The organism is Pontibacter korlensis (assembly GCF_000973725.1).
In the GTDB taxonomy this organism is placed as follows: Bacteria; Bacteroidota; Bacteroidia; order Cytophagales; family Hymenobacteraceae; genus Pontibacter; species Pontibacter korlensis.
The window spans coordinates 749987-765778 of record NZ_CP009621.1 but is presented as its reverse complement, the minus strand read 5'-3'; the positions used below and the strand labels follow the sequence as shown (position 1 = coordinate 765778).

Below are 15792 nucleotides of genomic sequence, written 5' to 3'. Positions count from 1 at the left end.
TCTTAGCAGAGCCCCTGAAGGTAAGAACTGCCTCTTTATGCTTCTTCACCCTTAGTACAAACCTTCTTCCTATGGATGATTTCCAAGTTAAAAAACAAGCAAAAAAATATGATGCTGTAATAGTCGGCTCTGGAGCCGGAGGTGGCATGGCGGCTTATGTTTTAGCTAATGCCGGCTTAAAAGTATGCATGCTTGAGGCAGGTCCCATGTATGACCCTGCTACTGACTCAGCACAATTAAAGAACCCATGGGACTCTCCAAGAAGAGGAGCTGGTACCAAATTCAGGCCATTCGGCGACTTTGATGGTTGCTATTGGGGATGGGACATAGATGGCGAACCTTACACAAAGGCCGAAGGAACGGAGTGGGATTGGTTCAGAGCCCGCATGTTGGGAGGAAGAACAAACCATTGGGGTAGAATATCGCTCCGTTTTGGGCCCAAAGACTTTAAGCATAAAAGTATAGATGGATTGGGCGAAGATTGGCCTATCGGCTATGAAGACGTAAAACCATTCTATGATAAGGTAGACAGGCTGATAGGTATCTTTGGTACCAACGAAGGCTTGGAAGATGAACCGGATGGAATTTTCCTGCCGCCGCCATTGCCCCGTCTGCATGAACTCATGATCAAGAAAGCGGCTACGGGTATTGGTGTTCCTGTTATACCCTCACGGCTTTCTGTACTTACACAAAAAATCAACGATGAGAGAGGGCAGTGTTTTTACTGCGCTCAGTGCGGGCGTAGCTGTAAAGCCTATGCAGACTTCTCCTCATCATCCTGCCTTATAAAACCAGCCATTGCTACCGGCAACCTGGATGTAATTCCACACGCAATGGCGCGTGAAGTGATAACAAACTCTGAGGGGTTGGCAACAGGTGTATCTTATGTGGATACATTGGACATGCTAGACTATCAGATTGATGGACGTGTAGTTATACTGGCAGCAAGTGCCTGCGAAAGTGCCCGTCTTTTACTTAACTCAGTGTCTCAGCGCCACCCGAATGGTTTGGCAAACTCAAGTGATGTAGTTGGTAAATACCTGCACGACTCAACTGGTGCTTCTGTTAGTGGTGTACTGCCACAACTTATGGGCCGCAAGCGCTACAATGAAGATGGCGTTGGAGGAATGCACGTGTACACTCCTTGGTGGCTGGACAACAAGAAACTTGACTTCCCAAGAGGTTATCATATAGAGTACTGGGGAGGTATGCAACAACCGGCTTATGGCTTTGGTTGGGGTATAGAAAACGTGAACGGCAAACTGCAAATGCATGGTAAGACTCAGGAGGCAGGTGGCTATGGTAAGTCTCTGAAAGAAGACTACCGATTTATGTATGGTGCCAGTATAGGTATGGCTGGGCGCGGAGAAGCCATCGCTTTTGAAAGCAACTACTGCGAGATAGACCCTAATGTGGTTGATAAGTATGGTATACCTGTGCTGCGGTTCAATGTAAAATACTCGGATTATGAGATAAACCAGGCCAAGCACATGAATGAGACTTTCAAAGAGATCATGCATGAAATGGGAGCCATTATTACCTCGGGTGGTGATGCGGGGCCGCACAATAACTGGGGGCTGTTAGCTCCTGGTAAAATTATCCATGAAGCTGGTACCGTACGAATGGGGAATGACCCTAAGAAATCAGCTCTGAACAAGTGGAGCCAGGCGCACGATTGCAAAAATGTATTCTGCGTGGACGGTGGCCAGTTCGTATCGCAAGGCGACAAGAACATCACCTGGACTATCATGGCGCTGTCTATGCGAGCGTCTGAGTACATAGTTGATGAAATGAAGAAGCAAAATCTCTAGTCTCACTCTTTAGTTAAAGTCATACAAAATGGACAGAAGAGAATCCTTTAAAGCTATTGTGTTAGGTACAGTTTCCTCAGTACTGCTCTTAGACTCTTGCAATAGCAAAACAGATGAACAGCTTGTTGAAGTTATAGAGTCGCCAGAATCCCCTAAAGGGATGATGCCTGAGGAGATCGCGCGCCTGGAGGAGGTTAAATCCAAAACCTTTTTTTCCAAGGAGGAGATGGCTACTGTAACACTTTTGGCAAACATCATAATCCCGGAAGATGAAGTGAGTGGCAATGCATCCGATGCCGGTGTGCCTGACTTTATCGAGTTTATTGTGAAGGACAAGCCAGAGCATCAAACTCCTATGCGCAGCGGATTAAAGTGGTTGGATATACAGTGCATGAACCGGTACAACAAGCCGTTCAGAGAGGCCAGCGAAAAGCAGCAGCTAGAAATGGTGGATGCCATTGCTTATCCTGAAAAGGCAAAGCCTGAAATGAAGAAGGGTGTTGCCTTCTTTAACCTGATGCGCAACCTTACAGCAACTGGCTTCTTCACTTCCGAAATGGGCGTTAAGGACCTGGGCTACCAAGGAAATCGTCCGAACCAGTGGAACGGAGTTCCTGAGGAAGTACTGAAGCAACATAACCTGGCTTACACAGAAAAAGAGCTGAAAGAATGCATACGGTATAATGTCAGTGCATAAGAGATTGAATTGACATAGCCCTAGTATACTCTCCATCACAAAACATAAAGCTGATAAACACTAACATGATAAAGAAAGCCTTACTTACCACCCTGTTAGCCGGTAGTTTCTTTGCGGTGCAGGCACAGCAGAAAGCTAAGCCAGAAGATACAGAGGTTTGGGAGCCAGTACCTAAGCTTGTAAAGCCAGGGGAGGTGCGCATAGAGGCACCGGCAGATGCTATCGTTCTGTTTGACGGAAAAAACCTTGACCAATGGGTGATGGCCGATGACAGGACAAAACCAGCACAGTGGACGGTGGCTGACGGCGTGCTGACGGTAAACAAGAAAACCGGAAACATCGAAACCAAGAAAGCTTTTACAGATTACCAGTTACACATAGAATGGCGCATCCCTGCAAACATTAACCTTGAAGGACAGTCCAGAGGTAACAGTGGTGTGTTTCTGGCCTCTACAGGAAAAGGCGATGCAGGGTATGAGCTGCAGGTGCTGGATTCCTACAACAACAAAACTTATGTGAACGGGATGGCGGGAAGTATATACAAGCAGTTTGTTCCGCTGGCAAACCCTGCCAAAAAGCCGGGTGAATGGCAGAGCTACGATATTTTCTGGAAGGCTCCTACTTTCGAGGCTGATGGTACAGTAAAAACTCCTGCGCGGGTAACGGTTCTGTTCAATGGTGTACTTGTGCAGAATAACGTGGAGCTGTTGGGGCCTACACAGTACATTGGTAAACCGTCTTATAAAAAGCACGGCCCTGCCCCGATCAAGCTACAGTCACATGGCGACCCAAGTGAGCCTATCAGCTTCCGTAATATTTGGATAAGAGAGCTGTAGCCTGTTGTGTTAATCCAGATGTATTAGAAAATAGCATGAGCGTTAGCTGAAACAGTTTCTCTGTTCAGATGCATAACGCGCATAAGAAAAGATTACCTTCATTTTGATTTAGATCACACGAAAGCCCGAAGCAATATTGTTTCGGGTTTTGTTTTCTATACTTCTTTATTCCTTCCTCTTAACTTAATCGTGATGGCAAAAGCTTAGTACAAGCATCATTACCGTTTAACGGATTCCAGATTCTAAGTACGACTTTAGGTTGTGCTTTGTGATGATCTCTAGCGGGAAGAGGTCTTTTTGTGGTGGCTCTTTCTTTAATAGCAGGTAATTTGCTAAATGGCTTATGCCTAGAAACGTTTGACGCTTGGGATTTTGATTGATAAGAAAGTCTATAGCCCCAGATTTTATGTAGTTTATGTTCTCCTCCAGCAAGTCATACCCAACAAGCCTTACATGTTGCTTTCCGTGCTCTACAAGTAACGAAGCTACATAAGAGCAAGCTTTTGAGGTAGACACAAAAATCCCATTGAGCTGTGGGGTGTAAATCAAATCTAAGAGTTCCTTTTTCACAGAAGCTTCCTCCTTGTTGATAAGGTTCATTACCTTAATACTAACATCAAGGTCTGCTTCACGGAAGTAGTCAATAAAGCCTTTTTCCTTTTCCAGAAGGTGAAGGGAGTTATTGCTGTCTTCGCTAATATGAAGTAGCGCAAACGTACCTGTACATTTTTGGCGCAAATGCAAAAGTTCTGCTCCCACTTTCCCGCTTTCATACAGGTTCTGACCAATAAAGCTTAGAGGCTGTGCCTCTGGTATGTTAGTATTGATAAGGATGTACGGGATATCATTTGTATCAAGATGTTTGAAAAAAGGAAGGGCTTCCTGATAGAAGATAGGAGCAATGATGACTCCGTCTGGTTCTGCATCACAGGCGGCCTGTGCCGCACTCCTGAAGGAACTTTTATCATAAAGGTCAAAAGGGAACGTCTTAATCTCGAAATCATACTGTGCCCATTCTTCTAGCGCCAGGTTCGTTCCTAAAAAAGATTGATGCCAGTACTCGTCTAGTGTCGGATCTGGTGTAAGTACTGCAATTCGATTGGCCTTTCTGGATCCTAGTGTTCGGGCAATCAGGTTGGGTTTATAGTCTATTTCATGGAGAGTAGCCAAGACCTTTTGTAGTGCCTCATCTGATACTTTTCCCCGCCTGTGGAGCACTCTATCTACTGTGCCTACCGAGACGCCGGCTAGCTGTGCAATGTCTTTTATTCTTATTTTCTTTTTATCCATTCAAAGAGAAGGTAGAAAACCTTGGTTTAAGTCTGCTTGCTGCTTGTTAGACTAATATAAAGGAAGTTTGTGGCTTAAGCAACATAAGTGTGTGCGCACACATTTCTTTATTTCACTTGTTTTTGTTTTGTAATGCTCCTATCTTGGTGGAGAGTTTACACATCCTTAATAACTGCTTAACAGTTGATTAAAGCTTGTATTGATCGTCTTATTGTCAAGAGCATATTAATACAAGTACAGGTTATTGCGAAGTTAGGCCGTGTGAGTGACCGTTGCTGCACGCTTACTATCTGATTACTAATCTGCTGTGATGCCAGAGGCTGCATTGATAGAGGGGTTAGAGTTCTAAAGGATACTGTTGTGGGGAAGATTATTGCCCAACCGGACAATTGCCTTGCTTGGCTTTTAGCATGTGTAATGAGTGTGGGTGTTACTTTGAGTATTTCTTACAAGTAGTTTATATATAATAGCTTACATCTTACTTCGTTTCACCTAACTCTACTAAAACAATGAGGAACAAGTACAGTTCTATTTTACTTGGTGTCATGCTTGCCCTCTGTGGCCATACGGCATGGGCACAGCAGTTAATTAAAGGAAGGGTAACCGATGGAAGCCAGCAGCCCCTACCGGGTGTGACTGTGCTACTGAAGGGCTCTTCAACCGGTACTGCCACTAGTGTCGATGGCAGTTATTCACTCCAGGTTCCATCCAGCGATGGCACACTTGTTTTTTCCTTTATCGGCTACGCAACAAAAGAGGTACCTATTGGAGGGCGTGAAACAGTAAATGTTACTTTGGCCGAAGATGCAAAAGCCTTGGGCGAAGTTGTAGTGACCGCCTTAGGTATAGCAAAAGAACAAAGAGCATTGGGATATGCTACCAGTACAGTAAGTGCACAGGAAATTACGCAGGCAGGTAACACCAACTTCGCTTCTGCACTGTATGGTAAAGCAGCAGGTGTTAAAATCACGACTGCGCCAGGTGGTGCTACAAGTGGGGTTAATGTGCAGATTCGTGGCATAAACTCTCTTTCGTTTAATAATCAGCCACTTTACGTAGTGGATGGTGTGCTTATCCGAAACAATAATGAAAGAGGTGCATCGGGTGCTAATAATGGAGGTTACTGGGATGATCAGAGAATTAGAGGCAATGGTATTTTAGATATTAACCCTGCTGATATTGAGACATTAACAGTGTTGAAAGGAGCCAGTGCTACAGCGCTTTATGGTTCTGATGCAGCTAGCGGAGTAATCGTAATCACAACTAAAAAGGGTTCTCAGAGAGAAGGTTTAGGAGTTGATGTAAACTACACCTATAGCCTTGAGAACGTAGCCTTCACTCCTAAATACCAGAACACCTATGGGCCTGGCTACGACAGAGCCACCAACCTCTCAGTTGGAGCTACAGAAGAAGGCTGGATTCCAGTAGATACTGATGGTGACGGAGTAGCAGAGAGCGTACGACCTAACTTCCGTTCCTGGGCACAATTCGGCCCTAAAATGGAAGGACAAATGGTCCCTTGGTGGGATGGAACTACAAGAGCATACTCTGCACAGCCAGATAACTACAAAGACTTTTACCAGACAGGGTATAGCTCTATTATAAATGCTGCACTCTCTAACCAAACTGATAAAATATCTTACCGACTGTCTTACACCCGTAACGATTATGAAGGTGTGCAGAGAGGCGGCAAGATGAACCGTAATACTTTTAACCTGAACAGCACACTCAAGATAAATGATCGTGTGACAGCTGACGTTGTTGCAAACTATGTAAACAACTACATCAAAAATCGCCCGATGCAGATTAACCGTCTGACAGCTTCTTATGATGGCTTTCTTGGTCGCTCCGAAGACATGTCTGTTTGGTTAAACAAATACCAGACTTCTGATGGATATAAGTACGTGTTACCAAATCAGCGTGATCGTAACCCAGAAGAGGCGCTTGCTTACAACATCAGACCAGAGGTGCTAAACTTCTTATGGAATCAGCTGAGAAACAGGGAAGAGGAATATGAGGACCGCCTGATTACAAGTGCAACGCTTAACTATGATATCGGTAAGGGACTCAATTTTAGAGGTCGTGTAGGAAATGACTTTACTAGTAGAGCTATAGAAAGCAGACAGTTTAACGAGTATCCAATTGCGTTTAACCAAAACAACAGCACAGGATATTTTGGAACATCTAAAGGACGCTATTCTACTTTTTATGGAGATGCCTTGCTTTCTTACACTAACAACTTAAGTGAAAGCTTAGAGTTTACCGTGAACGGTGGTTTCCAGGGTAGAAGGGAGAATTACCGCGACCAGTCTTCTGGTACCAGAGATGGATTAACCACAGCCAACTGGTTCAGCTTGAATAACTCATTCAACTTACCAACTACATCTGCCTCTCGTGCTGAAGTTACTAAGTATGCCTACCTAGGTACCTTGAGCCTTAACTACAAAGACTTCTTGTATGTGGAAGGAACAGGAAGACAAGAGTATACTTCTACACTGCCTGCAGCAAATAACAATTACTTCTATCCTTCTGTAAATGCAGGCTTTGTATTTACAGATGCATTTACGCTACCAACATTCCTAAGCTATGGTAAAATAAGGGCCTCTTATGGTGTGGTAGGTAATGCGCCGCCATACTACCAGGCAAATATTACCTATAGCCAGACCCCGCTACAGACGATAAATGGTCCGGTTCCATCTTTAAGTGCTAAATCGTTTTATGGTAACGAGAGCCTTAAAGCAGAGAACAAGTATGAGGCGGAGTTCGGTTTGGAAACAAGAATTCTGGATGGCAAGATTGGTTTAGACCTTTCATACTATAATAACAGAGTAGAGAACCAGATTCTTCCTTTATCATTGCCTACAAGTACTGGCGCCAGCTCAAGAATCTCGAACATCGGAGAGATTCGTAGCTACGGTTGGGAGCTTGCTTTGGATGCTAATCCTGTATCTGGCGCTATCAACTGGGTTACCCGCTTTAACTTTGCCTTGAACAGAAGTAAAGTACATAGCCTGAATGAAGGGCTTGAGGAGCTTGTGTTCTATGATGCAGAGCAGAGTGCTGTGCGTGTAGTTGCTAAAGTTGGCGAGACAATAGGTGATATTTTTGTATTCCCTCGTGCAACAGATGCGAATGGTAACCATATCATAGGCTCGAATGGTTTGTACGTTATCGACAAAACACGTTATGAGAAAGCCGGTAACATACTTCCAAAAGTAGTTGGAGGTATCTCTAATACTTTATCCTACAAAAACTTCTCCCTTGATTTCCTGGTGGATTACCGCTTAGGTGGACAAATTGTATCTACGCCTCTGAAGTATGCTTACGGTGCAGGTATGTTTGAAAACACGATGCAGTACCGCGATGCAGAAAACGGAGGTCTGCCATACTACATAGATGCAGATAATAACAAGGTGCTCCTGCCAAGCCACGATGCTACCGCACCAAATGGTGGCACTGTATACCACGACGGTGTTTTACTGGATGGCGTAACACCTGAGGGTGCTCCAAACACCACAGTTGTAGATGCCGCTACTTATTACATTAATACCTTCTACTGGGGAGCTGATGCCTGGAACGCTAAAGGTTCTGTGTATGATAACAGCTATGTTAAGATGCGAGAACTCGTGTTAGGCTACAACATTCCGAAGGCTTTCGCCCAGAAGTTTAAGCTGCAGAACCTTCGTGTATCTCTTGTTGGTAGAAACCTCTTCTACTTCTGGAGAACTCTTGAAAACCTTGACCCTGAGGCGCCGATTGGTACACAGTGGTACAGACAAGGTATAGACGAAGGGTCTAGCGCTGCCACCCGAAGCTACGGTATCCAAATCAATGCTAGCTTTTAATTACTGGTAGGCGACTTAACACTTAATAAACAGAATCATGAAAAGGATATTTATTTATATAGTTAGTATTACAACTGCCTTCACAAGCTTAACTGCATGTAAAGATGAGTTGGAGGATAACTTTTACAACCCGGAGGAAACTACTCAGGCATCTATAGGAGGTTTCTTTACTGAAATGCTGGACAATAACCGTGTGCGCCCTTCCTACTGGGACGTTCGTACCTTTATTGCCATGCAGCCAGGTGTTTACACACAGTCTCTGTCTTTCCAGAACTCTAGCACCATGTATCAGCAAAACCCTGGATACATCCAGAACCGCTGGGATGACTTTTACAGACCCGGAGGAGATGGAGGTGGAGCCATGGCGCACTACAGAGCCATAGAGGCGGCGTATGCTGCCCTGCCTGAGAATGAGAAAGCATCTGCTGAGGTGTTTGTACAGGCTGCCAAGGTTGTGATGCTGGATGAGGCGTCTAAAATGGTAGACATGTGGGGCGACATCCCTTTTAGTGAAGCAGGTAGCCTGAACTTAACGGGTGCCGTAACACGACCTAAGTTTGATAGTGCGGAAGAGGTGTACAGTGCCATTTTAACTGGCCTGGAGGAAGCATCAGCCTTCTTTGCAAACGCACAGTCAACAGCATCCTTCCAAAAGCAGGATATCCTGCTAAGCGGTAATATTGATAAGTGGGAGCGCTATGCTAACTCTTTGCGCCTGCGCCTGCTTATGCGTACCTCTTTTGTAAATGAGGCGGCTGCTAGAGAAGAAGTTACCGAAATGCTGGGTAATCCTGGGCAATACCCACTGGTAGACGAGTCGCAGTATAACATTCTGCTTGCACCACTCACGAACTACATTGATAACCTAAACAATGCTTTAACGGAAATCAATAGCCACTCTGCTCCTGAGTATATGCTGGAGAACGTTCTAAAGCCAGCTAACGACCCTCGTATAGAAGTCCTTTTTGACAAGTACGGAAGAAACGTGTCAGGTACGTTCCAGCAGAATGCAGAGTTCAGAGCAATGCCAATGAGCTTCGGTGCTGAGGAGCAAACCCAGAGGAGAGAAGAGTATGCTATTCTTGATTCAGCTACTTTCCTTTTCAATGGCAACCTGCCAGGCATAGTTATAACAGCCGCTGAAGTTAACTTCCTGAAGGCAGAAGCATTTGAGCGTTGGGGTGGAGGAGATCCGGAGCAAGCCTATGAAACAGCTCTGAAGCAGTCGGTGGATTTTTACTATAACCTCCACAACACAAGCTCTAGCTCAAGACAGAAAGAAACTCCTCCTACTAGTGAAGAAGTAAATGCTTTCATTGAAAACCCTGCTGTAGCCTACGCAGGTTCTCAAGAGGAGAAGTTAGCGAAGATCTGGACTCAGAAGTGGGTGCACTTCGGTTTCCTGCAGTCTGTGCAGAGCTGGTCAGAATACAGAAGAACCGGATATCCGCAACTTACTTTTGTTCCGGCAACTTTAGCTGGTTACGAAGCGCCACCTACACGACTGGTTTACCCTAGCAGCGAAATGGCTTACAACAAAGAAAACTATCAAGCTGTGCAGGGCAAAGATGTACGTACCGGAAAGATTTTCTGGGATGTAAGATAAAGTGAACTTATGGAAAGAGGTTGTTAGACAAGACGCCTAGCAACCTCTTTCATTTTACCATGGCTTCTTCTCCTCTTTTACCTGGAAGGGTGTCAATTCAGCATAGCTAAACGGAACACAATGAGAAACAGCAAGTACTTATTAGCCTTACTACTTTTAGTCTTTTGTGCGCATGCCAAGGGGCAAAATGCTTATCAGTTTACTAAGGGCCTGTTGGTGGAGGATTGTCATCAGTACGGAAGGGAGGCTCTTTATACAGACCAACTGGCGTATCAACTTTACAACAATAGCTTGAAAAGGCCTGTGGAAGGGCAGGTGGTTTTTACAGGCGAAGATGGTCGTAGTGCCGCCTGGCGTGCCATTAGTGCAGATAGTGCCAATGAATTCAAAGGCAGAGCACTGGCTAATGGATATTTATACCTTACCTATCAATCAGACCGGGAGCAAGCAGCCCTACTACATGTCTCAGGGCACAGTATGCTGTACTTCAATGGTCAGCCTCGTACGGGCGACATCTATAGCGATGGATGGCTGCAACTGCCTGTACAACTAAAAAAAGGAACAAACGAACTAATTATAAGAGGGTCCAGGTTTTCGGCCTGGGCTGGCATTTCAGCAAAACTGGATGTTCCAGCTAAACCCGTACTGATCAACAAAGAAGATCCTACTTTGCCTAGCATTATAGTAGGCACTCAACAGCAACCGCTTTGGGGAGCTGTAGTCGTGATAAACACATCAAATAAGCCTTTAACAAACCTTCAGTTTAAGAGTCAGTTGCGGGGCAAAGAGCTTATAACTGCTGTGCCGACCGTTCCGGCAATGACTATTCGTAAAGTTGGCTTCCGGATCGATCCAGGTAGTGTGCAGGCAAAAGGGGAGTACACAGCTCACATCAGTTTGCTGCAAAAAGGCAAAGTGCTCGATGCCCAAGAGGTAAAGATAGGGGCCGTAGAGCCGCATGAGCATTATAGTAGCACCTTTGTAAGTGATATAGACGGAAGCGTTCAGTATTTTGGGGTGGCGCCACAAAGCCAAACGAAAAGCAATACATCTCCCGCCTTGTTCCTGTCGGTACATGGTGCCGGTGTGGAAGCCATCGGCCAGGCCAGAGCCTATCAACCTAAAGATTGGGGAGTGGTGGTAACCCCTACAAACCGCCGTCCGCGCGGCTTTAACTGGGAGGACTGGGGGCGACTAGATGCCCTGGAGGTGTTTGAGCTTGCCAAAAAGAAATTCAACCCTGACCCGAAGCACATTTACCTGACTGGCCACTCCATGGGCGGGCATGGTACCTGGTACTTAGGAGCTACATACCCGGGTAAGTGGGCGGCCATAGCGCCGTGCGCTGGTTACCCTACCTTGTCTGCCTATGGCTCAGCGGATGGGAAGATTCCGGAAGCTGGTAAAACAGCAATGGAGAGCCTGTTGCTACAGGCAAGTAACCCTAGTAATGTACTTGAACTAGCGCAGAATTACGGAGCCGGCGGCGTTTACATTCACCACGGTGATAGCGACAAAGTAGTGTCTGTAGATTATGCCAGGCAGATGAGAGCGGTGCTGGCCTCGTTTCATAAAGACTTCAGTTATTATGAGTATCCGGGTGGCTCTCATTGGTTTGGTAATGAAAGTGTGGATTGGAAACCAATTTTTGACTACTTTAGATGGCACACCATACCGGAGGATAGTGCTGTAAACAAAATCAACTTTAGCACTGCGAACCCTGCCATCTCGTCGACCTATCACTGGGTATCGGTGATGCAGCAGCAAGAGGCGCTAAAGTATAGCAGGGTACAGCTTGATCGGAATAAAAAATCAAAGGCCATTGCTGGTAAAACAGAAAACATCGGGATTCTAAGTATAGCCTTGAATGATTTTCAGAAAGGTGACAAGATCTCTATCTCGCTTGATAATCAAGCTCCTCTTTCTTATGAGGTAAAGGCAGAAGGAGAAACAGTATACTTGTACAAGGGCGATAGCAGCTGGAAGCTCGGTAAAAAGCCGGCACTGGATACCCAAAAGGGGGCAGGTCGCAATGGTACTTTCAAAGAGCCCTTCAACCACCGGATGGTGTTTGTGTACAGCACAGCGGGAAGCAAAGAAGAAAACGAGTGGTCTTATAACAAGGCACGTTATGATGCCGAGGTATGGTACTACAGAGGAAATGGTGCTGTAGACATAGTTGCGGATAAAGATTTTAAGCCAGCTGCCTTCGCAGACAGAGGTGTTATACTTTACGGGAACGCCACCTCCAACAGGGCCTGGAAAGGACTGTTGGGTAAAAGCCCTATACAGGCACAGCGTGGAAGTTTAAAAGTTGGTGACAAAGTATACAAAGGAGATGATCTTGGAGCATACTTCATGTGGCCACGTCCTGACAGCGAAGTAGCCTCTGTAGCGGTAATTACCGGAACAGGACTGAAAGGTATGCAGGCAGCTGATGCAAACCAGTATTTTGCGGGAGGCAGCGGTTTCCCAGATTACATGGTGTTTACACTGGATATGCTGAAAAAAGGATTAGGAGGAGTAAAAGCAGCTGGATTCTACGGAAACGACTGGAGCCTAGAAAAAGGGCAGCAGGTTAAGCAGTAACAGGGTTGCTTATTCCAGATTCATGAGAAGTGCAAGTGCTTATTGTAGCCTTCAGGGCTATAGATCATAACAATCATAATACGCTATTACATAACGTCTTTTACCACATGTTTAACAGTTTCTTAAAGCGTACCTCAGCTAAAGGTTTTCTTGTTGCATCGCTCCTATGCTCTGGTTTAGCTGTGCCAGCCGTAGCCCAAGAACAAGGGGTGCACCATCAGTCATCTGAGTATGAAGCTCCCAGCGACCCTTTAGTACAGCAGAAGCTGGAGAAGTGGCGCGACCAGAAATTCGGTATCATTATCCACTGGGGACTATATGCTGTACCGGGCATCATTGAGTCCTGGCAGCTGTGTTCAGAGGATTGGATTGAGCGAGACAGTACCATTGCCTACGAAGACTACAAAAAGTGGTATTGGGGGCTGAGCAAAGACTTTAATCCTGTAAACTTTAACCCGGAGCAGTGGGCAAGCGTGGCTAAGAAAGCCGGTATGCGCTACCTGGTGTTTACTACTAAGCACCATGATGGCTTTAACATGTTCGATACGCAGGAGACGGACTTTAAAATAACCAACGGGCCTTTCGGGAGCAACCCGCGTGCGGACGTGGCCAAGCATGTGTTTAATGCCTTCCGTAACGAAGGGCTCATGATCGGGGCATACTTCTCCAAGCCAGACTGGCACTCTGAGTACTTCTGGTGGCCCAAGTACGCCACGCCAAACCGAAACGTAAACTATGACATCCGCAAACACCCTTGGAGGTGGAACCAGTACAAGCAGTTTACCTATAACCAAATTGGTGAGTTGATGAACAACTACGGAGCCATGGATATCCTGTGGCTTGACGGAGGCTGGGTAAGACCACTGGAGACGGTTAATGATGAGGTGCGCTCGTGGGGAGCGCCCATACCTGAGTTTAGCCAGGAAGTAGACATGCCAGCCATTGCCTCTATGGCACGTAAGGCGCAGCCGGGGTTATTGATAGTAGACCGCACAGTGCATGGACCTTATGAAAATTACCAGACGCCGGAGCGACGCGTTCCAGAGACCAAGCTGGAAAACCCATGGGAAAGCTGCTTAACGCTGGCTAATAACTGGGGGTATGTGCCGAACGATAACTACAAAACTCCTACTGCAGTCATCCATACATTAGTTGAGGTAGTGGCAAAAGGAGGTAACCTGCTGTTGGGTGTAGGGCCTAAGCCAGATGGCACTTTGCCTGAGGAGGCGACTGTGCGCTTGGCTGAGATAGGAAAATGGTTGGATAAAAATGGAGAAGCTATTTATAACACCCGCACAACAAAGCAGTATCAGGATGGCAGTACTTTCTTTACACAAGGAAAAAAAGGAACGCGCTATGCCATTACCTGCCTACCGGAAGATAAGCCTGTGCCTGCCGTTCTGGAGTGGACTGGCAATGCTCCGAAGAAAGGAAGCAAAATAAAGCTTGTACAAGATGGCAAAACTGTAAAGTGGGTAAAGGAAGGAGACAAGGTAAAAGTATACTTGCCGAGGTCCCTGTCTAAATCACCTGGTGCCTATCCAGCTTTGGCTTTCTCTTTTACTGCAGCACAATAGAGCAAAGCACTACTGTATCATTTCTTAAATCTCAGAAGAGCTAACGATGAAGAAATACAGCTTACTAGTGACAGCCGCACTTGCCAGTGTCTTTTTTTCCTGTTCAACTAGCCAGACTACCACATCAGAGGCACAAGTTGCCCCTCCAAAACCTGTGCTGCCAATTCCTACAGAGGCACAGTTGGCTTGGCACGAAATGGAGATGAATGCTTTTATTCATTTCACGACTAACACTTTTACAGATCTGGAGTGGGGCTATGGCGACGAAAGCCCAGCCATTTTTAACCCTACCCACCTGGATGCAGAGCAGTGGGTGCGTACGCTAAAAGATGCCGGCTTTAAAGGGGTGATCCTTACCTGCAAGCATCATGATGGCTTTGCCTTATGGCCTAGCAAGTATACGGACCACTCTGTTGAAAACAGTCCCTACAAAAACGGGCAAGGCGATGTGGTGAAAGAGGTGGCGGATGCCTGCAGAAAGTATGGGTTAAAGTTTGGCGTCTACCTCTCTCCTTGGGACAGGAACCGCGCCGATTATGGGCAGCCATCTTATGTGGAATACTACAGGAATCAGTTGAAAGAGATCTTTACAACCTATGGGCCAGTTTTCGAGATGTGGTTCGACGGGGCAAACGGTGGAGACGGTTATTATGGTGGAGCACGTGAAACGCGAAAAATAGATCGTGCCACTTACTACGACTGGCCTACTACGTTACGCATGGTAGAGCAGCTACAGCCAAGCCCGAAAGTTCTGTTCTTCAGTGATGCCGGCCCTGATATCCGCTGGGTTGGAAATGAGAAAGGCTTTGTAAGCAAAACGAACTGGAACACCATCAGCAATGATACGCTCTATGCTGGCAAAGCCGGAATCGAAGAGCTGCTGAACACTGGTGCTGAAGACGGTGATAAATGGATTCCGGCTGAGGTGGATGTTTCCATCCGTCCAGGCTGGTTCTATCATGCCAAAGAAGACTCACTTGTAAAATCTCCTGAAAAGCTTTTTGAAATTTACCTCACTTCCGTTGGACGTGGCTCAACGCTACTCCTGAACGTGCCACCAGACAAGCGTGGCTTGATTCATGAGCATGATGTAAAAGCACTGCAGGGGTGGAAGAAACTCTTGGACGAGGAGTTTAAGACAAATCTGGCTGCAAACGCAAAAGCTAAATCCGACTCCTTCCGTGGAAATGCAAAAGCCTATGCTGCAGCTAATGTAACGGATGGTGACAAGGAGACATACTGGGCTACTAACGACGAAACAACCTCAGGTACTCTCGAGGTTGATTTAGGCAAAGTACAGCCTGTAAAGTATGTGCTCTTGCAGGAGTATATAAAACTGGGGCAGCGGGTTAAGGCGTTTTCGGTTGATGTGTGGCAGGACAACGGCTGGAAACCTATGGCTGATGCGACAACTATTGGTTATAAGCGCATTGTGAAGTTCGACAGACCTGTAAGCACCGATAGAGTCCGCATCAATATTACTGATGCAAAGGCGAGCCCGGTAATTTCAAATGTTGAAGTCTATTGATAAACCTATAGGC

At 46.0% G+C, this 15792-nt stretch carries 9 protein-coding genes; 8 read left to right on the top strand and 1 reads right to left on the bottom strand.

The window, feature by feature from the left end:
* The first annotated feature begins 71 nt into the window (after positions 1-71).
* The 3 genes from PKOR_RS03090 to PKOR_RS03080 all read left to right on the top strand — a co-directional run bounded on the left by PKOR_RS03090 (position 72) and on the right by PKOR_RS03080 (position 3344).
* Entirely contained in the window at positions 72-1811 is a 1740-nt protein-coding gene (locus PKOR_RS03090; protein ID WP_046309076.1) for a GMC oxidoreductase, read from the top strand.
* A 28-nt stretch (positions 1812-1839) separates the two neighbouring features.
* Positions 1840-2508, top strand: a complete 669-nt coding sequence (locus PKOR_RS03085) for a gluconate 2-dehydrogenase subunit 3 family protein (protein ID WP_046309075.1) — start codon at positions 1840-1842, stop codon at positions 2506-2508.
* A gap of 65 nt (positions 2509-2573) precedes the next feature.
* Positions 2574-3344 carry a 3-keto-disaccharide hydrolase gene (locus PKOR_RS03080; protein WP_046309074.1) on the top strand — a complete coding sequence of 257 codons (771 nt, stop codon included), beginning with the start codon at positions 2574-2576 and terminating at the stop codon, positions 3342-3344.
* A gap of 225 nt (positions 3345-3569) precedes the next feature.
* On the opposite strand, the gene PKOR_RS03075 is transcribed toward PKOR_RS03080, so the two are convergent.
* Positions 3570-4634, bottom strand: a complete 1065-nt coding sequence (locus PKOR_RS03075; RefSeq protein ID WP_046309073.1) for a substrate-binding domain-containing protein — start codon at positions 4632-4634, stop codon at positions 3570-3572.
* A gap of 509 nt (positions 4635-5143) precedes the next feature.
* Here PKOR_RS03075 and PKOR_RS03070 point away from each other — a divergent pair.
* The 5 genes from PKOR_RS03070 (at position 5144) to PKOR_RS03050 (ending at position 15779) form a co-directional block, all read left to right on the top strand.
* Positions 5144-8479, top strand: a complete 3336-nt coding sequence (locus PKOR_RS03070; RefSeq protein WP_046309072.1) for a SusC/RagA family TonB-linked outer membrane protein — start codon at positions 5144-5146, stop codon at positions 8477-8479.
* Between the two features lie 37 nt (positions 8480-8516).
* On the top strand, positions 8517-10085 hold the full coding sequence (locus PKOR_RS03065; protein ID WP_046309071.1) for a SusD/RagB family nutrient-binding outer membrane lipoprotein: 1569 nt from the start codon (positions 8517-8519) through the stop codon (positions 10083-10085).
* Positions 10086-10376: 291 nt separating this feature from the next.
* Complete coding sequence (locus PKOR_RS03060; protein ID WP_235337194.1) at positions 10377-12674, top strand: alpha/beta hydrolase-fold protein; 2298 nt, start codon at positions 10377-10379, stop codon at positions 12672-12674.
* A 107-nt stretch (positions 12675-12781) separates the two neighbouring features.
* Positions 12782-14251, top strand: coding sequence for an alpha-L-fucosidase (locus tag PKOR_RS03055; protein ID WP_046309068.1), 1470 nt, complete (start codon positions 12782-12784; stop codon positions 14249-14251).
* 46 nt (positions 14252-14297) lie between these two features.
* On the top strand, positions 14298-15779 hold the full coding sequence (locus PKOR_RS03050; protein ID WP_046309067.1) for an alpha-L-fucosidase: 1482 nt from the start codon (positions 14298-14300) through the stop codon (positions 15777-15779).
* The last annotated feature ends 13 nt before the right edge of the window (positions 15780-15792 follow it).